Annotated in this window: 24 protein-coding genes and 1 pseudogene; 11 read left to right on the top strand and 14 right to left on the bottom strand. The window is 58.4% G+C overall.

Translation table 11 applies throughout. The features are described from left to right. Window positions 1-13 precede the first annotated feature (13 nt). Window positions 14-1,999 (bottom strand): glycoside hydrolase family 84 protein, encoded by a 1,986-nt coding sequence (locus H8B15_RS19795; protein WP_187321388.1) that lies wholly within the window; start codon window positions 1,997-1,999, stop codon window positions 14-16. A 556-nt stretch (window positions 2,000-2,555) separates the two neighbouring features. Continuing rightward, window positions 2,556-3,308 (bottom strand): DUF1349 domain-containing protein, encoded by a 753-nt coding sequence (locus tag H8B15_RS19790; protein ID WP_216859220.1) that lies wholly within the window; start codon window positions 3,306-3,308, stop codon window positions 2,556-2,558. 886 nt (window positions 3,309-4,194) lie between these two features. Here H8B15_RS19790 and H8B15_RS19785 point away from each other — a divergent pair. Then, on the top strand, window positions 4,195-4,956 hold the full coding sequence (locus H8B15_RS19785) for a helix-turn-helix transcriptional regulator (protein WP_187321387.1): 762 nt from the start codon (window positions 4,195-4,197) through the stop codon (window positions 4,954-4,956). Window positions 4,957-5,481: 525 nt separating this feature from the next. On the opposite strand, the gene H8B15_RS19780 is transcribed toward H8B15_RS19785, so the two are convergent. Continuing rightward, window positions 5,482-6,588: a catalase family protein gene (locus tag H8B15_RS19780; protein ID WP_187321386.1), complete on the bottom strand. Its 1,107-nt coding sequence runs from the start codon at window positions 6,586-6,588 to the stop codon at window positions 5,482-5,484. Between the two features lie 159 nt (window positions 6,589-6,747). Here H8B15_RS19780 and H8B15_RS19775 point away from each other — a divergent pair, with 159 nt between their 5' ends. Then, the gene (locus H8B15_RS19775; protein ID WP_187321385.1) at window positions 6,748-7,881 is read left to right on the top strand and encodes an alpha/beta hydrolase; all 1,134 of its coding nucleotides are present in this window, start codon (window positions 6,748-6,750) and stop codon (window positions 7,879-7,881) included. Window positions 7,882-8,121: 240 nt separating this feature from the next. Here the strand turns inward: H8B15_RS19775 and H8B15_RS19770 are convergent, their stop codons facing one another. Continuing rightward, window positions 8,122-8,523, bottom strand: a complete 402-nt coding sequence (locus tag H8B15_RS19770; RefSeq protein ID WP_187321384.1) for a RidA family protein — start codon at window positions 8,521-8,523, stop codon at window positions 8,122-8,124. A 68-nt stretch (window positions 8,524-8,591) separates the two neighbouring features. After that, on the bottom strand, window positions 8,592-9,173 hold the full coding sequence (locus H8B15_RS19765) for a Crp/Fnr family transcriptional regulator (protein ID WP_187321383.1): 582 nt from the start codon (window positions 9,171-9,173) through the stop codon (window positions 8,592-8,594). Between the two features lie 330 nt (window positions 9,174-9,503). On the opposite strand from H8B15_RS19765, the gene H8B15_RS19760 reads away from it, so the two are divergent. Beyond that, entirely contained in the window at window positions 9,504-10,316 is an 813-nt protein-coding gene (locus H8B15_RS19760; RefSeq protein WP_187321382.1) for a bestrophin-like domain, read from the top strand. Between the two features lie 276 nt (window positions 10,317-10,592). Here H8B15_RS19760 and H8B15_RS19755 read toward each other — a convergent pair whose 3' ends face one another. The 3 genes from H8B15_RS19755 to H8B15_RS19745 all read right to left on the bottom strand — a co-directional run bounded on the left by H8B15_RS19755 (window position 10,593) and on the right by H8B15_RS19745 (window position 12,172). After that, a complete protein-coding gene (locus tag H8B15_RS19755; RefSeq protein WP_187321381.1) occupies window positions 10,593-10,850 on the bottom strand; it encodes a BPTI/Kunitz domain-containing protein in 258 nt (85 codons plus the stop codon). A gap of 107 nt (window positions 10,851-10,957) precedes the next feature. Next, entirely contained in the window at window positions 10,958-11,479 is a 522-nt protein-coding gene (locus H8B15_RS19750; protein WP_187321380.1) for a GNAT family N-acetyltransferase, read from the bottom strand. A gap of 138 nt (window positions 11,480-11,617) precedes the next feature. Next, window positions 11,618-12,172, bottom strand: coding sequence for a redoxin domain-containing protein (locus tag H8B15_RS19745; RefSeq protein ID WP_187321379.1), 555 nt, complete (start codon window positions 12,170-12,172; stop codon window positions 11,618-11,620). 200 nt (window positions 12,173-12,372) lie between these two features. Here H8B15_RS19745 and H8B15_RS19740 point away from each other — a divergent pair, with 200 nt between their 5' ends. The 6 genes from H8B15_RS19740 (at window position 12,373) to H8B15_RS19715 (ending at window position 15,977) form a co-directional block, all read left to right on the top strand. Continuing rightward, window positions 12,373-12,924 (top strand): carboxymuconolactone decarboxylase family protein, encoded by a 552-nt coding sequence (locus H8B15_RS19740; protein WP_187321378.1) that lies wholly within the window; start codon window positions 12,373-12,375, stop codon window positions 12,922-12,924. 103 nt (window positions 12,925-13,027) lie between these two features. Beyond that, complete coding sequence (locus tag H8B15_RS21320) at window positions 13,028-13,723, top strand: MarR family transcriptional regulator (RefSeq protein WP_187321377.1); 696 nt, start codon at window positions 13,028-13,030, stop codon at window positions 13,721-13,723. A gap of 442 nt (window positions 13,724-14,165) precedes the next feature. Then, entirely contained in the window at window positions 14,166-14,891 is a 726-nt protein-coding gene (locus H8B15_RS19730; RefSeq protein ID WP_187321376.1) for a helix-turn-helix transcriptional regulator, read from the top strand. Window positions 14,892-14,942: 51 nt separating this feature from the next. Continuing rightward, window positions 14,943-15,347 (top strand): VOC family protein, encoded by a 405-nt coding sequence (locus H8B15_RS19725; RefSeq protein WP_187321375.1) that lies wholly within the window; start codon window positions 14,943-14,945, stop codon window positions 15,345-15,347. Then, the gene (locus H8B15_RS19720; RefSeq protein ID WP_187321374.1) at window positions 15,322-15,693 is read left to right on the top strand and encodes a hypothetical protein; all 372 of its coding nucleotides are present in this window, start codon (window positions 15,322-15,324) and stop codon (window positions 15,691-15,693) included. Before H8B15_RS19725 ends, H8B15_RS19720 begins: the two co-directional genes overlap by 26 nt. After that, window positions 15,672-15,977 (top strand): hypothetical protein, encoded by a 306-nt coding sequence (locus H8B15_RS19715; RefSeq protein ID WP_187321373.1) that lies wholly within the window; start codon window positions 15,672-15,674, stop codon window positions 15,975-15,977. The genes H8B15_RS19720 and H8B15_RS19715 overlap by 22 nt, the downstream gene beginning before the upstream one ends. A 56-nt stretch (window positions 15,978-16,033) precedes the next feature. Here the strand turns inward: H8B15_RS19715 and H8B15_RS19710 are convergent, their stop codons facing one another. Beyond that, on the bottom strand, window positions 16,034-16,447 hold the full coding sequence (locus H8B15_RS19710; RefSeq protein ID WP_187321372.1) for a hypothetical protein: 414 nt from the start codon (window positions 16,445-16,447) through the stop codon (window positions 16,034-16,036). A gap of 260 nt (window positions 16,448-16,707) precedes the next feature. Between H8B15_RS19710 and H8B15_RS19705 the strand changes: the two genes are divergently transcribed. Continuing rightward, window positions 16,708-16,920 (top strand): hypothetical protein, encoded by a 213-nt coding sequence (locus H8B15_RS19705; protein WP_187321371.1) that lies wholly within the window; start codon window positions 16,708-16,710, stop codon window positions 16,918-16,920. Between the two features lie 315 nt (window positions 16,921-17,235). Here H8B15_RS19705 and H8B15_RS19700 read toward each other — a convergent pair whose 3' ends face one another. Beyond that, complete coding sequence (locus tag H8B15_RS19700) at window positions 17,236-18,198, bottom strand: alpha/beta hydrolase (RefSeq protein ID WP_187321370.1); 963 nt, start codon at window positions 18,196-18,198, stop codon at window positions 17,236-17,238. 179 nt (window positions 18,199-18,377) lie between these two features. Here H8B15_RS19700 and H8B15_RS19695 point away from each other — a divergent pair, with 179 nt between their 5' ends. After that, window positions 18,378-18,560: a hypothetical protein gene (locus tag H8B15_RS19695; protein WP_187321369.1), complete on the top strand. Its 183-nt coding sequence runs from the start codon at window positions 18,378-18,380 to the stop codon at window positions 18,558-18,560. On the opposite strand, the gene H8B15_RS19690 is transcribed toward H8B15_RS19695, so the two are convergent. From H8B15_RS19690 to H8B15_RS21430, 4 genes and pseudogenes are all read right to left on the bottom strand, one after another. After that, on the bottom strand, window positions 18,532-19,122 hold the full coding sequence (locus H8B15_RS19690) for a Fic/DOC family protein (protein WP_187321368.1): 591 nt from the start codon (window positions 19,120-19,122) through the stop codon (window positions 18,532-18,534). The genes H8B15_RS19695 and H8B15_RS19690 overlap by 29 nt on opposite strands. 18 nt (window positions 19,123-19,140) lie before the next feature. Next, a complete protein-coding gene (locus H8B15_RS19685; RefSeq protein WP_187321367.1) occupies window positions 19,141-19,821 on the bottom strand; it encodes a recombinase family protein in 681 nt (226 codons plus the stop codon). Between the two features lie 411 nt (window positions 19,822-20,232). After that, the gene (locus H8B15_RS19680) at window positions 20,233-21,165 is read right to left on the bottom strand and encodes an alpha/beta fold hydrolase (protein WP_187321366.1); all 933 of its coding nucleotides are present in this window, start codon (window positions 21,163-21,165) and stop codon (window positions 20,233-20,235) included. Between the two features lie 109 nt (window positions 21,166-21,274). Further along, window positions 21,275-21,424 (bottom strand): annotated as a pseudogene (locus H8B15_RS21430) (integrase core domain-containing protein); the annotation flags it as partial. Window positions 21,425-21,764 lie beyond the last annotated feature (340 nt).

Below are 21,764 nucleotides of genomic sequence, written 5' to 3'. Positions count from 1 at the left end.
GTTTTACCACCGCCTACTTTTTGGCAGCCGGTTCATTTTCCGCTGCTCCCCCAAGTGCGATGAGGGTCGGGGCATCCGCCACAAAATGGTCGAGCACCCCGTCGGCTATTTTGATTGGCCCATCGAAGCGGGTAACGCCCGGAATGGTTTGGATGGCCGTCGCCTCTGCCGCAAGCTGCTTGGCCGTCGCGAAATAACGCCGCGCTGCCGCCGGCCGCCCGCTGTTCGCGGCTGCTAGCCCGGCCGCGCTCAGTTGAAGCGCTCGGCCCCACAAGCGCATGGCGTCAAGCCAGGGGCGTGCCTGTTGTGCGAACGCAGGGTCTACCGTTCCCGCTTGGATAATATCCGGGGCACTGGCAAACTCAGCCGCCTCCCGCAGCAACTTTTCAAGGGCTAGTTGCCGGGTTTTGGTGTCGCCTACCGCCAGGGCCTCGCGCACGGCATCAAGCCGCCCCTTTAGCCGGGGGGCTTGCGGCTGCCAAGGTTGGCTACCAAACGTGGGCGCCATGTGCTGGGTGTCCAGAAAAGTCAGCAGCGCGGCGGTCGTCTGCTCGTCTTCACCGGCCAACACCCGCACGGCGTACGTTAACGTGCGTTCCGCATCATAGGCCTGGTCATTCCACCCAAAGGCCGCCACCCCGGTGACCGCGACCCGGCTGGGTGCTTCCTGGTTCATCGGGTTAGCTAAAACACCCGTTAGCTCCGTCGACAGGCCCGCTTCGCGTCGCGCGTAGGGCGCCAGAAGTAAGCGGCCAGTGGTCTGCGCGTAATCATTCACCGGGTAATTGTCCCACAACAAGGGCTTGCGTCCAAAGGCCTTGGTCGCCGCTTTCGCGTCCGCAAGGGCAATGGCCGGGGGCACTACGTCGGTACCCGTCCATTGCAGCACGATCCGCGAATCAAGATTTTTTCGGAGCGCGGCTTTGTACACGCTCTCCTTCGCGTCATAGTACTCGGTCGGTACCATAATCAGGGGACGCGCCGCCGGGTCATGAGCCGCCAAGCTGGCCTGCACAGCATTGAGCAACGTTGCCTGCGCGACGCCCGCTGCTTCTGCACTGGGTGGCCCGAAGGTCTGCTGGTCCAGCTCGCAATTCCATTTCGTATACTCGATGTCGTCTAGCGCCACGTAGAAGCTGTGCACCCCGAGGGCGCGTAGTGCAGCGAATTTGCGTTCTAACAACTGAAAATCTGCTGGTTCGGAGAAGCAGATGGAAGGGCCTGGCGAGAGGGCGTACACAAAATTAATGTGGTTGCGCCGGGCGATTGTGACCAACTCACCCAGTTCCTTTAACTTCTCTGGCGGATACGCTTCGCGCCAGCGGTCGCGCGCATACGGGTCATCCTTCGGGCTATAGACATACGTGTTGGCCTTGACGCTGGCCAGGAACTCCAGATGCTTGGCTCGACTCGCCATGGACCAGGGGACTCCGTAAAAGCCTTCAATGGTGCCCCGAATAGGCATTGCGGGATGGTCTTGAATGACTAGCTCGGGCAAGCCAGGGCCTAGCAGTAATTGCCGAAAAGTTTGCGCGGCATGATGCAAGCCATCCGCATCCTGCCCAGCCAGGGTGATAAGCGCCCCATTGCCTAGGGCAACACTGGCGAGGGTGTAGCCTTCAGCATGGCGGTCGACGACGGCCGCACTTCGGGTGAGGGCGGTGCGCACCACGCCGGCATCGCCTTGGCCGATGATGAGGTAAGAACGGTCAACGACCGCTGGCAGCTGCCGGGCAGTCGTAATAGTGGCTACCCCAGCCGACGTTAACAGGCTCCTGATAAGGGCGACGCTCTCGGGCTCGGTACCGGGTGCGGCAATGAGGACAACCGATTTAGATAGGGTAATCAGGCCCTTCCCGAGCTTTATCGATACCGGGGCAGGAAAAAGAGCAGGTAAAGTGGCTGGTCGGACAAATTCAGCGGGCGAGACGTGCTGGGCGGATTGTGAAAAAGAAACGGTGCTGCTTAGCAGCAGTAAAAAGGGCAATACTCTTTTCATCAAATGGGAAAAATGAGGGTTGTTAAGCGCCGGAGACTACTGTTTACTTTCCGAAACAAGCTTTTAATGTATTAGCCTAACATGCTGTTAACAAATGACTAATCTACTAGTATAGTTGACCTTTTTATTCGTTTCTAGTAGCGCCCGATTTCGTGCTGGCTGGACTCGTGCTAGGTACGCTACTCCTTGAAGGGGGCTCTCCCTATCTGCCTACGAGTTGCAACCAGCCATTTTCAACGCTAGCTCGGGCGAAGTGTGGAGTCGAGTATAGGGAGTTGATTGTACTTTCCATAGCGGGACGGGCAGTAGGCCCAGCGGCCCCTATTTCGGGGGCGGAAGCCAAGCAGCGGCCGGCCGGGCCAAAACCCGCACTTATTCCAAGAGGGGGGATATAATTACGATTATGTAATTGAACAAAAGAAGAAAAAAGAGTTAGCCATAAGGCGACGGCTTTACGTCATTTTATTCAACTACATAAGATGGCTTCTCGCAGTCCGGTCACCACTGGTGATGCCGGGGCAGGTAAGGGCCCCGCCGCCCGCCCACACGTCCGCTCCTATTGCCCCATGCGGAAGTCGGCGACGCTTGTCTGGGTAAGGGTGCAGCGCTCGAAGCGGGTGCTCATGCCGTCGCCGACCGGCGCCTGGGCGCTGAGGCCCAGCCAGATGGTGGCCGGGTAGTCGTTCTTGTACAGCCGGGCCAGCTCCCACTGCTTGCCGTCGAGCGAGTGGTAGAAGCCGATGGTTTTGGCATCGGACGAGATTTTCAGGTAGACCTGCTTAGCCGTGATCAGGTCGTGGTCGTTGTCGTCGGAGGTGCCGATGGTGCGCACGCTCACGATGCGCGTGCGAGCCCGCTCGTCGCGCTCAAAGCAGAGCTTCTGCCACCAGTCCGGGCGCAGGTAGACGTAGAGCACGCCGGCGTCGTAGGTTTCCAGAAACTGTGGTGTTACTAGGGCCGTGAGGGTAAAGGGCTTGGTATTGTCCACCTGGGTCAGCAGCACGGGGGCGCTGTTGTTGGTGAGCTTACCGTCGGGGTCGTTGAAGTTGTCGCTTTTGGCCGCGGCGCGCAGCGTGAGCACGCCTTTATCAACGGTGGCGTGCTGGGCCGCCCCGTTCAGCGAGCGGGTGAACGTGAGGTTGCCGAGCTGCATAGTGCACGGCTCACCTGGCACGGCAAGGGGGGCCGTGTCCTTCGCCGCTGTAGTCGGCGCAGTGGTTGAGGTTTTGGGAGCCGACGCCGTCGTGGCCGAATCAGGCGTGCAGGCGGTGAGCAAGGCCAGCGGTAGTAGGTAGTGGGGAATTTTCATGAGGGCAAGAAAAAGGGGGTTGGTGAAATCCGGTGAAGAGGTGGATGGCGGGAAAGCAGGTGGTGAAGGCGCCCAGCCGCTTGGCTTGGGAGCTAGGCGTACGAAGTGCGGCTGTACTTACCCAGGCGTAAGCCCGGGGCCAAAGGACACCCGTTAGGCTAGCACACTGCCAAGTGCTGCACGCAGGGCTCGCCCAGCGGCTTCCCGCAAGAGAGCAGCAAAGCTATTAGCGGCACAAGGCCCTGCCAATGGTTATTAATAACCACTTTACAGCGGGTGTGAACGGCTGGTTTGGGAGTATGCGGCTGGAATGCCTGGTCAAAATGGCACTTAATAACCATGCAGCGGACGGGCGAGAATGCCTATTCAATGGCCCGTCGCCGAGCGCCGTGGGTCCGCCCGAAGGCGTGTTCCGCGACCCCGCTAGGGCGGCGCGCTCGTTTCGCGACAGCGACCTAGTGCTGGCCCCATACGGGACGCCTGCGAGGATAGGGTGCCAATCCGGGTGCGTGCGGGTGGGGCACTAAGCGCCTGCGGTAGCCTTTAGCCGCGGCACGGGGTTGCTGGTGCTAACCTAGGGGGAGCACTTGGCTACCTATCGCCGTCAGCTGCCGGCCAGGCTAGCCAACACGTCGGTGGACCACGCCGTTACTAACCCGTGCGTTAGCTACAGGACACCGCAGCCACGTCACTGCTTGGCTTAGGCACCCACACGCGCCGTTTGCGTTGCCGGGAAAGCAGCGAGTCATACCTTGCCCTTATGAGACAGTCAACGGGTAGCAACTACCAACCATAAGGCAAACGGGGGCCTAAAAGCCACCAGCGCAACGTACAAATTCGTTTCCTTTTGCCCTCCGTTTCCCAGATACTCCCCTACCCCCCCTAGATGAACAACAGCCGAAGTTTGTTAGATACAAAATTGCTTGCCCAGCGCTTCGAAGCGGTGAACGATGCAGGCGTTCAACTGGAAACCTGCCAGCACATTGCGCAAATGTATGCCACCATAGAAAATTGTATAGCTGTTCTTTCCGATTTCAACACCAGGCAAAGCTACATCTACCCAGGTGGGGTGGCGCAGCAGCTTGGTCTGGACGAAAACAATACAACCATAAGGTCGATATGGGAGGATGAGCTATTAAACAGAATACATCCCCAAGACCTGCAAAGAAAATACCGGCTGGAGTTTCAGTTCTTTCAGTTGTTGAAATCTATTGATGTGACACAACGCGTTGACTACGAAGCTATAAGCAAGCTTGGAATCAAGAACAAAGAGGGGAGTTATGTCTTCGTAAGGCACCGTATTCTCTACCTGAAAGGCCCTGAAGGTGATGCCATACGATTTGCGCTTTGTCTTTACGATAGGCTGTATGCTCATCCAGAATTTGACATTCCCCAAGGAGTTATTGTGAACACGAAGACCGCTGAGGTTATCGATTATGACAAGCAGCAGTTTGACAATAAGTTGTCTTCGCGGGAGAAGGAGATTTTGGGATTGATTCAGCATGGTAGCAGAAGCAAAGAAATAGCCAGTAAGTTGTCTGTGAGTATTAATACAGTTCATCGGCACCGACAAAACATCTTCCAAAAGCTAAAAGTGAGCAGTGCGATAGAAGCTTGCCGGGTCGCTCAAAACATGGGCTTACTTTGAGTAAATTCTCTCGTTGGTTAACGTTATCGTAACTAAGCTTCAGTTCGCGTAAAATATAATAGAAGAGTAGGCATAAAATACTTCTCTCTATACTGAGGTAGTCGCGTTAGGTGAGACAGCGTGGGGTGTTGCTTAGGAGCGTTTGTTATGCAAAGCGATGTGGGCACTCATAGCCTAGGTAGTTGTAGAAGTCAGAATAGGTGGCTAGTTTCGGCTTACGCCTTGGTGGCGGAGGCGAAGCGGTCTAGCAGCATGTCCGTTTGCACGCGCGACCACAGGCTCCCAAAACCTTGAACCAGTTTTCAGCTTGGGTGTGGTCGTCGCATTCCAGGCGGCGTACTAGCGGCCTTGCAATCGCTTCAAGTACCTTTATCCCTCGCTGCTGGCAGCAGACCTACTGGAAGATGGTTTCGAATGGGTCGGCGCTAGCAACGCGCGGCCTTGCTGGTTGCCACTACTGGTTAACGACCATCCCTTGTATGAGGGGCTTTCTGATAGAGAGCATTAGATGATTCGTCTAGCTGTTTAGTCCGGCAGCTCATTAATATCCTGCGGTTCGCGGTGAGGCTGGGCGTTCAGGTGGTGGCGGTAGGCGGCGGAGCTTTCGTAGGCTTTAATGCGGACGCGGTTGATGGAGCCCAGCGGCAGGTGCTCGGGCAGGCAGTGGAAGGGGTTGAACGACAGCACATCATCGGCAAACACGCGGCGGGCGGGGCTATACGCATCCTGCGCCGGCAGCACGAGTTTGCCCAGTGCCTGGTAGGGGCTCTGGTCCTGGGGCCAGTCGATGGAAGCATCTTCCACGGGCATGGCCTGCAGGTCAGTGCAGAGCTGCGCACGCAACTCGTACTCGGCGCCCTGAGTGCGGAAAAAGTCTACCACCATATCGCGGTAGGCGCCGGGCTCGCTCACATCCATTTCTTTGCCCGCTAAGGCCTTGAGGTTCTCGGAGAGCGGGGCAACGCCCATCTTGGCCACGTAGTCGCCGTAGCGGATGGCACCGAGCGTGGTGTAGGTTTCGCCCAGGATATGCCGGTTAGGGTGCGCCTGCACCACCATGTTGACCTCTTTTTTCGGGCCGCCTAAGTCCTGCACAACCTCTAAGGCCTTATCGGCTAAGACGCCTACCTTGTTGATCGCGGTTTGCAATAGCTCGGGGCCGTGCGCCAGCTTCTCAATGCGCAGTTGCATGTCGTGGTAGCTTTTCACGTCACCGGTCGGAATGATGGTGTCATTGACCAGCAAAAAATCCTGCGTGAGGGCATCCGCCTCTTCGGGTAGAAATTTCTTGCCTTCTACTCCGATGATTTTCAGGGCAAAGCCTTTCACGGCCGGCTGACTGTCAGGCTGGATGGCGCCCGGCGACGTGGACAACCGAATGATGACGGGGTAAACGTTCGCTTCCTTGAACATGCCCTGGGCTAGGTGCTCGGGCAGGTTAGGGTATATGTGCAGTTCGCCGCGCAAAATGCCGTGGCTCTTGGCGTGGGCATCGCGGATGGCGTGGCGGTGCTTCTCGAACATCAGGCGGTTTACCCGCGCCATCGACTCGACGGTTTCCGTGGCGAGCTGTTCTTCGTTGGGCTGGATTTCTTCGACGCCGTCGGCGAAGCGAACGTAGGAAGGAGACATGGAAATAGTTGAGGGTGTATCGCTCGTACGAAACGGCATGGGGTGCTGGTTTCGATTGGCTCTGCAAATAAGTACAGCATACGACAATGGTAGGGGTGAGTCAGCAGACAACTCCCCATAGGTTTTCTCGTTTACCCCCTACTACTTTTCTCTCCTCATATGCTCTCTGTACTTCCTTCCTCTCCTACCCTGCGGTGGCTTGCACGCCCCGCCTTGCTGCTGGCCGTCGCCGCACTCTCACTGACGGCCTGCAACGACGACAACGACGTCAGCCCCGATGACCTGATTCAACCCCAGGGCTCCGCTCCGGCCTACGCGCCGACCATCGACCCACAGATGCTGGCTGTGATCGAGCAGTTTATCAGCTACGGCACGCCCCCGCTGCCGACTCTCTCGCCCCGACAGGCCCGCATGGCCCCTAGCGTCACCAACGCCGTGAACGATTTGCTCAAGAAAAACGACCAGTCGCCCACGCCCCCCAACGTGACGGTTATGCAAAAAGTCCTCCCGGCTGCGTACACCACGGGCTCGGCTCCGGATGGTGTGCTGGTGCGCATCTATAAACCAGCGGGCGCCACCGGTACGCTACCCGTCATTATGTACTACCACGGCGGGGGCTGGGTGATCGGATCGCTGGACGTGTATGAGCCGTCAGCGAAGGCCCTGGCCGCCAATACCAACGCTATTGTGGTATCGGTGGATTACCGTTTGTCGCCGGAAGCCAAATTCCCGGCTGCGCACGAGGATGCTTATGCTGCCTATAAGTGGGTGAAAGACAACGCCGCCAGCATTGGCGGCAACGCAGCTAAAGTAGCCGTCGCCGGCGAAAGTGCCGGCGGCAACATGGCCGCGGCCGTGTGCCTGCTGGCCAAGGAGCGCAACCTAGCCCTGCCTGTGCACCAGCTGCTGGTGTACCCGGTGGCCAACAACGACCTGACGACCGCCTCCTACAACCAGTACGCCGATGCCGTGCCGCTGAACCGGCCCAACATTGTGTATTTCACCACCAACTACTTCAACTCACCAGCTGATGGCGACAACCGCCTGATTTCATTGACCGACGTGGCGAATCTGCAGGGCATGCCACCGGCGACCATCATCGCGGCTGAGATCGACCCACTGCAAACCGAGGGCAAGCAACTCGCCGACAAGCTCACGGCGGCCAATGTGAATACGACTTACATGCTTTACCCCGGCACGACGCACGAGTTTTTTGGTACCTATGCCGTCGTACCCAAGGCACAACAGGCACAGGAACTCGCCGCTTCGCAGTTGCGGGCCGCGTTTCAGTAAAGCGTGCGTTAGGGTAGCTTATGCAGCCCATGTAAGTTCCGCTACTGGACACCATCCATTAAACAGAAAAAGCCCCTCGTATGAGGGGCTTTTTCTGTTTAGGAGGCGTAGCCGTTATCTGTTGATCGCAATAAGGAAAGTGCTGCCAGGGTGTCAAGTCATGGCCGGACCTTCTTCGGTTTCGTCCGCTTGAACCGAGCGGCCACTTGCTTCAATGTGCGGAGTTGACAGGCCGGCTGATTAGCGCACCGCAATGGCTTCCACCTCTACTTTTAGCCCTTCATACGCTAGAAAAGTAACTTCTACCATAGTGGCCGCCGCCTGAATGGCGTGGCGGCTGACCCACTCGGTGAACACGTCGAAGCAGCCTGCCGGGCCAAACAGCGCCGCCGTATCCGTGGTGTAGACGCGCAGCTGTACGATGTCGCGGCACTGGTAACCGGCAGCGGTGACGACCTGTTCCACGTTGCTCAGTACTTGTTGTAACTGAGCCCGCATATCGCCCGTGCTGGGGACGCCGTCGGCATCGATGGCGGCCTGACCGGCGCAGTAGAGGGTGGCGGACGGTTGCCGTACTTCGATGGCCTGATGATAGGCGCTCTGCTGCTGCCACTGCCAGGGATTGATTATTCGCTTTTCCATTGGTGAAGGCGTGAAAGTATGGGGCAAAGGTCCCCCCGATTTTTACGCACCACCTGTGACCTACCGCACTATTTTCGGGGGTGACGTTGCTCGGCCAGCCGGCTCAAGGTTTCGCGCGAGACGCCCAGGTAGGCGGCCAACTGCGTTTTGGAAACCCGCTGGGGTAAGGTGGGATACTGGTGCAGCAGCCGCTCATACCGCTCCTTGGCCGGCAGGGCAAGCAGCGAGAGAATGCGCTGCTGGGCCGCCAGGCCGCCGCGGGCAAACTTGACCATGAAAAAATAGGTGATTGAGGGTAGGCGGGCGCAGAGCTGCTGGTAGCCGGCCAGCGGTAGACACCAAACCGTTGTAGCCTCCACGCATTGCAGGGACAGTGTGGCCGGGGTTTGCGTTAGATAGGCCGCAAAGTCGCCTTCCCACCAGTCTTCCAGGGCAAACGAAACAATGTGCGCGCGGCCGGCCGGGTCGGTGTGCACGAGTTTGAGCAGGCCCTGCACCACGAAGTAGATATGCGGCGCGCGTTCCCCTTCTCGAAGTAGAAACTGGTGCTTGCGAAAGCGGCGACAACTGAACTGGGAAAGCACCAGCGCAAACTCTTCGTCTGTGAGCGGGACTACTTGCTCCAGGTGTTCTCGTAAGGGATGTGACATAGCCCTGCGCGCTTCCCGTCTTCGGGAGCTGGGCACAAGGTAGAGAAAAGCGTGTTCTCCCTACCTAATGGGTGGTTTACTTCCACAAGAGACATATTCAAGTAGTGGATGGATATGGCAGGCACTGGAGCAGGCTAGTTGCCTTCGCGTATGAATCGTGCGGACATAGCCAGTTGTCAGCTGCAATAGTGTAGTACTGGGTGAAGAAATCACCGCCAAGATATTGTGTCCTTGGTAAATTGGTAGCGCACAACCAAACGGTTCAACCTACAGTAGAATAGCGCTAACCGGCCCGGAGCGATACTCGGGTGGGCTCTACTCTTTCCTACCATGGAACTTGGCTCTACCTGGGAGGCCGCGCTGTACTCCGTGGACTCAACCTTGCGCTATATGATTTGGCTGTACGAAATGCCCTCCTGGCTGCTGGCTGTGCTCATCATGGGCCTAGCCGTGGGGTTGTCTCTGTTGGGGTTGCGCCTGACGCACCGCCGCCTGCATCGCAGCCGACTAACGACGCTTATCGACAACGGAACCGTGGGCTGGTTTTTCTCGGGCGTCACGGTGCTCTACGGCCTCACGCTGGGTTTACTCACGGTAGCTACCTGGCAAAACTACTCCACCGCGGCCGGCATTGCCTCGCAGGAAGCCGCTACCCTGGCCGTGCTCTACCGTGACCTGAGCGGCTACCCCGACAGTGTAGGTCGACCCTTGCAGCGGGAGCTGCGCGGCTACACCACGTTCATCGTGCAGCAATCGTGGCCGGCGCAGCGGCGGGGTATGGCCAATGATACCGAGCGGCTGGTATTCACTGATTTTCAACAGCGCTTGCTCCACACCCAGATCTATTCTCTTACTGAACAAGTGCTGCACAGCGCCGCTATCGACGCGTTCAACCACTTAGTGGAGCTGCGGCGGCAGCGCATCGAAAGCCTGAGCAACGGCGTGCCGGGCGTGCTGTGGGCCGCCGTCCTGTTGGGGGGCTTGATTACCATTGGCTTTTCTTTTGGCTTTGTAGTCGTCAGCTACCGCCTGCACGCCTTGCTCACGGGCTTGGTGGCCATGATGGTGGGGCTGATGGTTTTCCTAATTGTGGCCCTCAACCACCCCTACTTAGGCGACGTGAGCGTAACGCCCGACGCCTAAGTAGGGGTGGTCGACAAAGTGATGGTGCCCACCCCGTCGGCGCCGCCGCAGGCCACTGTGGACTAAGCCACCGGCTTTACCGTACGGGTGCACTTCCCGCCGTCTATGGAATCCAGTCACGAATAGAGAAAAAACGTATTCTCCCTATCTGATGAGTGGTGTTTCCCGGTGGGAAGCGTCTACAGCAACCGCTTGGATTGTGTGGATCTATGAGTGGAGTCGGAGAGTAGTCGGGTGCCCAATCCGGATCGTAGAACAGGCACGTTGCCCGCCGTACTACTTGCACCCGCAGTCTTGGCACTCTTTCAGCGTATTGAAAGGCACCTCTCCACAGCCGCCCCAGGTGAAAGGCTTACACTTCTTGTCTCGCGGATCGAAGTAGTAGCGTATGAAGGCGGCATTGCATATACCGGCCTCTGGTGCGAGGGAACAAGCTGCAGGCTGCACAGCGGGTTCTGGATCCGTATCCGTTTGGCTGCAGGTGGCCGAGGAAAGCAGGGCCGTAGCCGAGAGCAAGAGTAGCGTCTTTTTCATATAGCCAGGAGCTTATTATACGGGCTGTAGTTGCAAGAGACTTCTATTAAAATACGCTGTCGAATTCCTGCCGAAGGCAGATACCATGATGGTGCCTGACTAAACGCCTAAGCCGGTACCGAATGCCCGGTACGCCGTACCCCATACACCCATTCGTCCAGTACTTTGCCGTTCTTGCATAAGGTATGCGGGAATCGAGCTTCCAACGTAAAGCCGGCTTTCTCCAGCACGCGGTGCGAGGCGTGGTTGGTGCCGAAAGGCCGCGCGAAGATGCGCGTGAGGGCAAAGGTTTCGAAGCCGTAGTCTACCATTTGCCGGACGGCCTGGGTGCTGATGCCCTGTCCCCAGAAGGGCCGCGCCAACCAATACCCCAGCTCGGCATTTCGGCGGTGAATATCGGCTTGGGGGTGCAAGGCAATGCTGCCCACTGCTTGGCCTGCCACCTCAATGGCGAAAATGCAGCGGGACATCTCCGGACTGGTGGCAAACGCCAGGTAAGCCTGCCCGTCCGCTTCGGTGTAGGGGTGCGGGAAGGCGTCAATCAGGTAGCGGGCTACTTCCCAGTCATTGGCATGGTGCACCAGGTGAGGCAGGTCGGCTAGGGTCCAGGGGCGAAGCGTGAAAAGCATCTTAAAAGGCCATTGAAAGCAGTAAGTACAGCTTAATAGTAGGCAGAATCTCTTTACTTCTAGGCATGCTTAACACAGCAAGTCCCTCATGTGAGGGGCTTGCTCATTCTATAAAGCAACTATCAACACCTCGCATCTTTACTGCATTGCGGCCATGATTCGATCATAAAAGCGAACATTATCCGGCGTCAGCTTGCCCGTCGCATCGCGAATCGACACGGTGCCATCGGTCACTTCCACAATAGTACCGTCCCAGTCTACAAAGAAGTTTTTCGGGTAGCCATCAATCCCCAACTGTTGGTAGTAGTCCTTCGCGCCCGCCATAACGGTATAACCCAGCGGATGCTGCGCGAGCACGCGTTTGACGAGCTTTTCCTGCTCGGGAGCAAACGCCAGAAATACCCAGCCCTGGGTTTGGTACTTCTGTTGTAAGGCGTTCAGGTCCGTAAATTCCTGCATGCAGGGGGCGCAGGTCGTGCTCCAGAAGTTCAGATGCACGCGCTTGCCGACTAGGTCCTGGGAGCGCACCCACTGGCCCGTGACGTCTCGTAGGGCAAACGCTGGCAGACGCTGGCCTTTGTGGCGCTGCCGGAAGACCTGATCGCCGATGGTAAGTAAGGGATTGTCCGTAGGCTTGGCTTCTTCGATGGTGACGGAGAAGCCTTGGGCTTCGAGTCGGCGCTTTTTCTGCACCAGGGCAGAGTCGGTCGGGTTACCCCTCAGAACTAGGCGGCTTTGGGTCTACGCATAAAGAAATTCTACCAGTGATAGGTTGAGCAGAAGGAGAAGTATTTCACCCCTTTCAAAATAATGTTTACAACATTGAAGTTTATAACATTGAGTACGCTATCTTTGCATCATCACATTCATCAATTACCTCACCCCTCACCCTCATGCGTACCTTCCAAGTCCCAACCCGCGAGCAAGTAACCCCCACCGTACAAGGGGTATTCGACCACATGCAGAGCGCTTTCGGCATGGTGCCTAACCTTTACGCCACCATCGGTTACTCCGAGAATGCGCTGACTTCGTACCTGGCTTTCCAGAACGCGCAGGCCAAAGGCAGCTTCACAGCCAAAGAGCGCGAAGCCGTGTTCCTGGCCGTTTCGGAAGTTAACGGCTGCTCCTACTGCCAGGCCGCGCACACTGCCATCGGCAAAATGAACGGCTTTTCGGAGGACGACACCGTGCAGTTGCGCGCCGGTAGTCACGCCGATACTCGCCTGAGCACCATCACTCGCCTCGCTGCTAGCATCACTAAAAATCACGGCCGCCCCGAGGCCCAGTTGCTCGAAGACTTCTTCGCCCTAGGCTACGACGAAAAAGGTCTGGTGGACCTAGTAGCCCTGGTGGCTGATAAAACCTTCGCCAACTACCTGCACAACATCACCCGCATTCCGGTCGATTTCCCCGCCGCTCAGAAGCTAGAAGCCCTGCCAGCTTAGTTTGCCGCCAACACCGCAACGCTGCAGCCAGGTGCCCCGCCTCGCTGCAGCGTTAGGCCGAAATAAGTGTTTGCAACAGCAATAGTCCGCTTCTTTCATTTGCGTGTCGGCCCACACGCAGCTGGGCCTAATGCACGGGCTGACCAAAACGCAGACCGTGGACCTGCGCCAGCAGACCGAAGCCGATCCGAAGCTAAACGGCTGCCGAACCCAAAGCCAAGGAAGCTGCCCCCGCCGGCAAGAAGTAGCCAACGAGCCGCCCGCAGAAGGGAGCACTTGCATAATGCTGGCCGTTTGGGTTTGCTGCGGCCCGCCCGCGGTGCAGCTGCTGGCTAAAAAAACCAAATTTGCACCCATGAACGGACCCTACCTCAACGACTGGCACCACTTGCGAACCAACCTACTGCGCGTCTCGGGCTGGCTGCGCTTTGAAATAAATACCTTGCTGGAGCCTTTTGGCATCACCCAGCCCCAGTTCAACATCCTGCGCATCCTGCGCGGGCAGCATGGTTACGCTATCAGCACGCAGGAAATCCGGGAGCGCATGATAGACTCCAAGATGAGTGACACCTCGCGTCTGGTGGACCGGCTGGCAACCAAAGCCTTGGTAACTAAAACCCCAAGCACCGCCGACAAGCGCCTGGTTGATGTGGTGATTTCCGCTCAGGGCTTGGCCGTGCTCAGCGAGATTGATACTAGAATGGCGTCCCTGGACGACCTCCTCAAGAGCATTACTGTCGAGGAAGCCCGAGTACTCAATGGACTATTGGATAAACTCTCGACGGGCGTGACTGCTTGAAGCATCAGGCAAGTCTACGGATATCCCTGTTGGTTCTTTAACAGCGGGAAATGAGATAACGCTACTATGCTACCGCTAGTTGGTTGGTAATTCAGCGTGTACGTTTCCCCTCTGCGGGAGCCAGTCACCAGGTGGAGAAAAGCGTGGTCTCCCTAATGGTATACCAACACCTTGTAGCCGCAAATACTAGCGCGTTGAAAGCACTTCATTCCAGGACATGAACTGTAAGGGCATAAAGTCGCGGGCTGTGTACTGGTTGACGAGGCGGGTTTAGTGGTGTACACGGTGCGTGGTAGTAGCAACGTCTTGCGAGCAGGAGAGGGGTGGCCTTGGTTAAAAGTTTGGTACAAACGTTAACCAGATCATTCGCTACTAAAGGCGAGCAGATTCGGGAAAACCGTTGCCTACAGTCACCGCTTTAGTAGCCGTTAGCCGCTCCTCCATGAACCGTATCGACCGCCTATTTGGCCTAGTGACCCTCCTGCAAGCCCAGCGCTACGTACCCGCTGAGCGCATGGCCGCGCAGTTTGGCATCAGTGTCCGCACCGTGTACCGCGACATCCGGGCGCTAGACGAGCAGGGTATCCCCATTGGCTTCGAGGCGGGGCGAGGGTATTTCCTCGTGCCAGGCTACTTTCTGCCGCCGGTCAGCTTCTCGACGGAAGAAGCCAGTGCCCTACTGCTGCTGGAAACGCTGGGCGCCACCCTAGCCGACCGCTCCATCCAGCCGCTGGTAACCGCTGCCCTGCAGAAAGTGCGTGCCGTGCTGCGCCCACCCGACCAGACTTGCTTGGCGCAGTTAGACCACGGCATGCAGCTAGCCATCCCCGAGTACCAGGAGCAGCATACCCAGTATCTGGCCCCCATGCAAGGGGCCATTGCCAAGCGGCAGGTGCTCGAACTGGCCTATCGCGACAAAGCAGGCCACGAGACACGCCGCCGCGTCGAGCCGATTGGACTGGTCTTCTACAATTTTGCCTGGCAGCTCGTCGGGTGGTGCCAACTGCGACAGGCCTACCGGGAGTTTCGCGTGTCCCGGGTGCAGCACCTCACGGCCACGGGGCTGCCCTTCACCAATCCCGCGCCGTTGTCGCTGACCGACTACCTGGCAAGCCTGAAGCTACCACCTGCAGAAAAAGTTGGTGACAGGCGAAACCGACTGCCATAGGGTTGTCAGTGGCGGGGGAGAATTTTGCGACCTGAACACACTTCTCTCGCTATGCATTTCACTTCCGTCCGCCTCATCACCGCCGATGTGGAGCGCCTGACGCGCTTTTACGAGCACTTGTTTAACCAACCCTTTCGCCGCCCGGTCCCTGTTTTTGCCGAGCTGCGCACGGTAGGCGCCACGCTGGCCATTGGCCATACCAGCACCCTGGCACCCTTCGGTGGGGAGCAGGTAGCCACGGCCGCCGCCAATCGCTCGGCCATCCTGGAGTTTCGCGTAGCCGACGTAGACGCCGTCTACCAGCGGCTGGCTGACTGGTTGCGCGACACGCTGGTACAGCAGCCTACTACCATGCCTTGGGGCAACCGCTCGCTGCTCTTCCGCGACCCAGATGGCAATCTCGTGAATCTGTTCACCCCATTCACTGCCGATGCTCTTGAACAGTCAGCCCTATGAGCAGCTGAAGGCCACGCCGGACTCGGTCTTCGACGAGCTTGCGCGCCTAGTGGCTCTTCTATTTGAGGCGCCCATTGTCTTTATCGCCTTGGTCGATGCGCAGCAGCTGTGGGTGAAGGCCGACTCGGGCATGCCCCGGCCCCGGCGCGTGGCCCGGCAGGAAAGCGTCTGCGCCCGAGCCATTCTGCAATCTGAGCCAACGGTGTACCGGGACTTAGAGCAGCAGGCCCCTACGCTGACTCAACTGCCGCTGGTGCAAGCGTATCAGATGCGCTTCTACGCCGCGCAGCCGCTGCAAACGGACGCTGGCTTTAACATCGGCGCGTGTGCGAATGGAGCGATGTAGAGCAGCACCGCTTGCAACAGTTGGCCCGCGTGGTGATGCAACTCTTGCACCTGCGTCTGTTGTTGCCGTATGCCGATGGTCAGCCGGCGCCCCAGTGGGTGGAGCTAAGCGAGCAATTGGTGGAAGTAGAACAGCAACTAGCGTCCCCGCTCTGGCCTGCTGGGCGAAACAGCCCACCGCTCTATCTCCCGTGGGAGCAGCGACCCATCACGCCTGACACCGATGCCTTCATCGCGAGCCTAGCGCACTACGTCGAGCGGCTAGTACCTACCCATAAGCTTTAACTGTCTAGCTCGCTTCTGTAGCAGGGGCGTCTGCATAGCGCAGGTATCATATATAGCTACCGATACGTGAGCAAATAGGCATGCGCTTCATCCAAACTGGTAAACGCATTCGAGGAGTGATGCTTGCGGGCCTCTTGTTGCAATTCGTAGATGGACAGGCGCGTCAAGGCTTTCTCGGCCAGTACGTAGGCCGTACAGAGGCGCTCCGGCCGCGGGATGTGGCCACCATACCACTCTTCCATGAGCAGCATCTTTTCGGGGGTGGACAGCGGCTCCATGGCTTGCATATCCACTAGGATGCGCTGCCAATTGCGGCGGAGCAGCAAGTTGCCTAGGTGCGTAAGCAAGGCCCGCAACTCCGCGGGCTCGCGTTTGACCGGGTGGTAGCGCACTAGCGCATAGCCGGCTGCGTGCTCGGTGATGCGCCCGACAGCATTCTCAAAGTAGATGGGTTGAATGGAGTGCGGCATATACGCTAGAAAGTTAGCGTCTCAAAACTACCAGAAAGAAGCATTACTTGCCCGCGTCGCACAGCGAGATGGGCAAGTAGTGCTGTACGCAGCGCCGTTCACTACTGGGAATGAGTTAGGGGTTGCATCCCGTATACCTATAAAAGGTTTAATGTTGGTACATATATTGCTAACCGATTAGCTGTCAGTTACTACTCACGACAAGTTGTATACTTTACATACGCTTTGTAGCCATACAACTATTCTTTACTCCTTCTTGTATGCAACGTGTTCCCTTGACCGCCGAGATTGTCCGTGACCAGACCAGTTACCTGGGCCGCATTCTAGAGATTACGGGTATTAACTCCCACGGCACCACGGCGGACGAAGCCTACCAGAATCTACTGCGCGCCACGCAGGGGCTACTGCGCTATAAGCTGCCGGACCGCACCATGGCGGACGTGCTGATCGTGCGGGAAGACCGCACGCACTAACCCTCCCTGCCAAGCAAACGCCAGCCACGTGGCCGAGCGGTTGCTGTTTACGCATTATGCACTATTACCTGTTGCTGCGTCGCTACCTTTCGATGACGCGCTACCGTCCGCTATCCGGCTGGGCATATTTATTCCTCTATCTCTGGCTGCTCATCGGAATAGGTTCGATGCTTTGGGAGGAACTACGCCGCTGATAGCCAGCGTCCAGTACCGAGGTATTTGACACTCGCCGGACTGGTGCAAGCAAGGACTGAGGCCACGCTTGTGCGGTACCTTGCCTGCTTCGCTGCTACTATAACGCCTTCTTACTACCCACTACTGGGTAATGACCTGCTCCAGCCACAGAGCGCAGTCACTAGCATCCACAATGCTCCAGGCGTGGGGCATGCGGTGCTTGCCTACATAGCCCTTACCCGTGGTCTGGATATACTGCGCCTGCCGGTTGCCGAGCTTCTGCAAGCGCAGGATCAAAGACTTGGCATCCGGCGCGTTGAAATCCGAGGCTTGCAGCGTGGCGCAGTAGTGATGCTGCCAGAAGGCCAGGTCGGGCTCGCAGTACAAGCGCACGGGCAGCGCCCGCAGGTAGGAGGCGTTGCCGCCCGTCGAATCGCTGCGGGTGTAGGCCGAGCGGGCCTGGTAGACTGCCGGAACCTGCACCGGTGTACCCCCAAACGTCTGGGTGAGCTCCGCCACAATGCGTTGGTCACCCGGCAGCAGGGTCGGGCAGTCCCGCTGCTCGACGTGGCGTTGCGCTCGTTGCCAGTGCCGGGCTAAGTCCAGGGGAGGGTCCACGCCGAGCAGGGCTTGCACGCGCCACGGGCGCTGCGTGCTGTCGCGCAGCACGGTTTCGGCGTAGGCAAACGCCAGTTGCCCGCCAGCGGAAAAGCCGCCTACCACGAGGCGCTGGGCCAGCGCGGGGTGCTGCTGCACGACGGTGCGGATCGTCTCATCTAGAACGCGCGTTTCCAGCGGACCTAGATACACTTGCTCGTGCAAATCGATGACGACGACCAGAAAGCCGCGTCGGGCGGCTTCGTTGGGTAAGCGAGTTGCTTGGAAGACGGTGTGGGCCTTCTCTCCCCTACCCGGTAGTAATACTAGCAGCCCGTGGGGCTCAGACGTTGCGGCGGGTAGTTGGTAGAATACACGCTTGCTGGATCCTGCCAACAGATGGTGTTTCGTTACGCGTGGCGTCTGGTTGCGAACGGCTTGTGCCTGCATGGGAAGCGGGAACCAGCCCCCGTAAAGCGTCACGAGCAAGACGAAAAGAAAACACATAGGGTTGTTGTAGAGACCAAGGGAAGTAAGCAGGGCAGGAAGATACGGGCTGTACTTGCTTACTAAAAGAAGCGCGCATTGGCATGACTTGGCTGGCGGTAGCAAGTACACGGGCGGCGAAGTCCCTGAACTTTCTGCTTATCTTCGTAGTAGTAAGACGAGTGCTTCTCCCCTTGATTATGAAACTACGCGACCGTTATCCGCAGCTACAGAATCCGGCCCTTGTCAAGACGATGGTGGTGCGCTCGGTGTATGCGTCCATGGCGCTGGAGAATCAGACCGTTTCGTTGGAGCGCTTGGAAGCCCTCTACGAGCAAACTAAAGCCACGCCCCTTACGCCAGCGGCCGCAACTGTGCGCTAATCAGGCCCTGCAAGGGCTCCCAATGATAAGCGTCTGCTTGTCGGATGGCGTCTAAATACTGGGTGCGGCTCTGCCCCGCTTCGCGCTGGTACAGTATTACGTCCTGGTAGCCGTAGTCATAGGCTAGCATATTCGTAAACAGGCGTGCCGTACGCCCGTTGCCATTGGTAAAGGGATGAATGGCCACCAGCCGGTGATGCGCATACGCCAGTACTTGCGCGACCTGCTCCTGGGTAGGAACTGCCGGCAATTGCTGGCGTCGGTGCTGCAATTCATCCATGAATTCGTAGAGTAGCAACGGTACCCGGTGCGCTTCTGGAGGTACATAGGCCCCAACGTTGGGAACGCTCGTGCGCCAGTGCCCTGCCCACTCATATAGATGCCCAAACGCTTGACGGTGCAGATCCTGTAGCAGATGTACCGACACAGTCACCGGATACTCTAACTCTTCCAGTAAGTAGCGCTCTACGCGGGTGATGCCGAGGGCTTCCTGTTCGTTGAGGGCCTCTTTACTAGTTAACCCAAGTAGGTTGTCTTCAGGTGCATCGGTGTAGTGTCCCATCAGGCAAAGATACGGAGCCTACGTCGCCCCACTGGTCCGCTTGAGCAGGCGCTGCACGGACATGGGAAAGAACAATTTCCCCCTCCTCGTACGATAGCCCGCCTCGTTGAGCTCCTGCGCGATCTGCTGCAAGGTATGTCCCTGCGCGGAGAACAGCGAGGCCAGCCGCGCCGCCTGCCGGTTAGCCTGGTGCTGCTGCGCGTTCTGCGTGCGAATGGCGCGACTGTGCGCAATGACGGCCATTGTCAGGTTGGCCGGCGTGCCGAGCACGGCGCCGCGGGCCTTCTTGGCTTGCAGTGCGTCTTTGGTGCGTTTGCTGATGGTCTCGCGCTCGTGCTGGGCCAGCACGGCGAACAGTCCGACGGTCAAGGTATTGGCGTCGGACATGTCGCAGCACTGAAACTCCACCCCCGAATCGCGCAGGGCGAAGATGAACCCCGCGTTGCGCGAGAGCCGGTCAAGCTTGGCAATAAGTAGCGTGGCCCCTACCCGGCGGGCCTCCGTGATAGCGGCGAGTAGCTGCGGGCGCTGGTTCTTCTTGCCGCTCTCCACTTCCACGTAGGCGGGCAGCAGCTGCGCAGGCTCCGTGACGAAGGCGTGCACGGCGGCTTGCTGGGCTTCCAGGCCCAGGCCGGACTGGCCTTGCTTCAGGGTCGAGACTCTATAGTAAGGAACGTAACGGATAGGGGGGCCCGACATGCGGGAGGGGCAGTGGGGGAAAGAAAGGACCCGCAGGATAGGGCGTATAACATTTAGTAAACGACCCTTTACTAAATGTTATGAGGCCTTCAGTTTACTCAAATCACCGTTTGGCTGAACTATAGTGGTTGTCTGAAAGCCATTTTGCAGGCGTAGTAGAGTGCCTGCTTGCCAGTAATACCAGCATGTCGGGTTTCTGGGTTGGTGGGTGCAGGGCAGACGGGTTACGTTCGGCTTCCTTTGGCCCCCGTGACCGAATGCGGACGCCGGATTCAGTAGTCAACCATAGCTCCTGGAGCTCTCCAGTATCCCAGCGCCGCACCATTCGGCATACCGGGCCGTTCCCCCCGCCAGGCACTTCATGCGTAAATGTGAGGGTAGCCGAAGGGCCTGCGCCGGTTCCTCGTCGTGCTACCGCCCCCTTTTCTGCCGCGATGCGAGCAGCCAGCTGCCGCCGGCCAGCAGCGCCAGCGCGGCCCCCACGACGGCGGCTTTGGGCAACGCCGGGGCGGCCTCCTCTGGTTTCGCCCGAGCAATTGATTCATCGGTGAAAGGCTGCCGGCTGGTGACGGCCAGAATCAGCCGCGTAGCCTCGGCGGGCTGGTCCCACTGCGGAAAGTGGCCGCAGTGCGCAAACCAGTACAGACGCGCATCGGGGAACTTCACCAGCGCCAGCTTTGACTGGCTCGGCAGGCATACCCGGTCCTGCCGGCCCCAGCCGATGACCAGCGGCCCAGGGATGCTGCCCGCAGGCGCGGGCCGCTGCACCTGGCCGTGCGCCAACTGGTCGAGCAACTCGTCGAAGGCGGGCGAGTGGGCGAAAGAGTACATCTCGTCGCGGGCCAGCTGCGGATCCACGGCCCAGGGCCGGGCCGAAAACTGTGGCAGCAGCACCGTGCGCCCCACCGCCGAGCCGGCCAGCGCGGGCATCACCGGCTGCAGGGCCTTCACCAGCTTCACCGACACCGCCACCGAATGGTAGAAGACCGGAATCTGCCAGCCCTGCCAGAACCCGCCCGGGTCCAGTGACACCACCGCGCCGAGCACGCCGCCGCGCCGCGCCAGTTCCAGCACCAGCCGCGCGCCCATCGAACTGCCCACGGCATCAATGCCGAGCAGGTCATGTTGCGTAAGAAAGGCCGTGAGGGCATCGGCAAATGTGCCGATGGAGTTCAAGCCGGCCAGCTGGGGCGTTTCGCCGTGGCCGGGCAAATCGACGGCAATGACGTCCCGCTCGGCGGCCAGGGCGTCGATAATCGTGTTCCAGGACCGCCAGCTGCCGCCGATGCCGTGAACCAGTAACAGGGGACGGCCGGTGCCGCGGCGAACGAAGTGCAGGTCCATAGAGCAACGCATTAGAAAGGTGTAAAGAAGCAAGTGCTCTCCTGTAACAGCCGGCCCACCGAATCGGCTGTCCAAGGCTCCACCAAAAAGAAATAAGGAGGTGGTCCGATTAGGATGGACAGTTTAGGGTAGCAGTTGGAAGAAGTTGTTGGTGAATGCGATACGGCTTTTGATACCCAATGCTGGAGTGTAGCCGGTCGTGATTATAGTAGTCAAAATACTCGGCGACACGGGCTTGGGCGTCGGCCGGGTCAGCGAAAACGGGCCACTCGCGTAGTTCGAGTACCCTCCTTTCTCTGAACGGTAGAAATCAGCTCGGCACTTGGTGGCCAGTTAGCTCCAATGGGGCAGCGCGCGTTTAAGAAACCTGTCCATGATTCAAAGTTTATGAAACGCGCCAAGTAGATGAGTTTCGTAAACTCCTAAACCGGAGCCTAGTCCCCCGCCAAAGTACCACGTAATCAACCAGCTGGGTAGGTAGCCCAAAACCTTCATTTTTCCAAGAAGGCAGCTATAAGCAATGTGGCTGTTGCAAAAGTAGAGTAGGAGCCAACGAAATGGGTTAGGTGCTGGCAGCGCTACCACCTGATCGACTTGCT

This window comes from Hymenobacter citatus (genome assembly GCF_014333615.1).
GTDB lineage: Bacteria > Bacteroidota > Bacteroidia > Cytophagales > Hymenobacteraceae > Hymenobacter > Hymenobacter citatus.
This window is presented reverse-complemented; position numbering and strand designations above follow the sequence as displayed.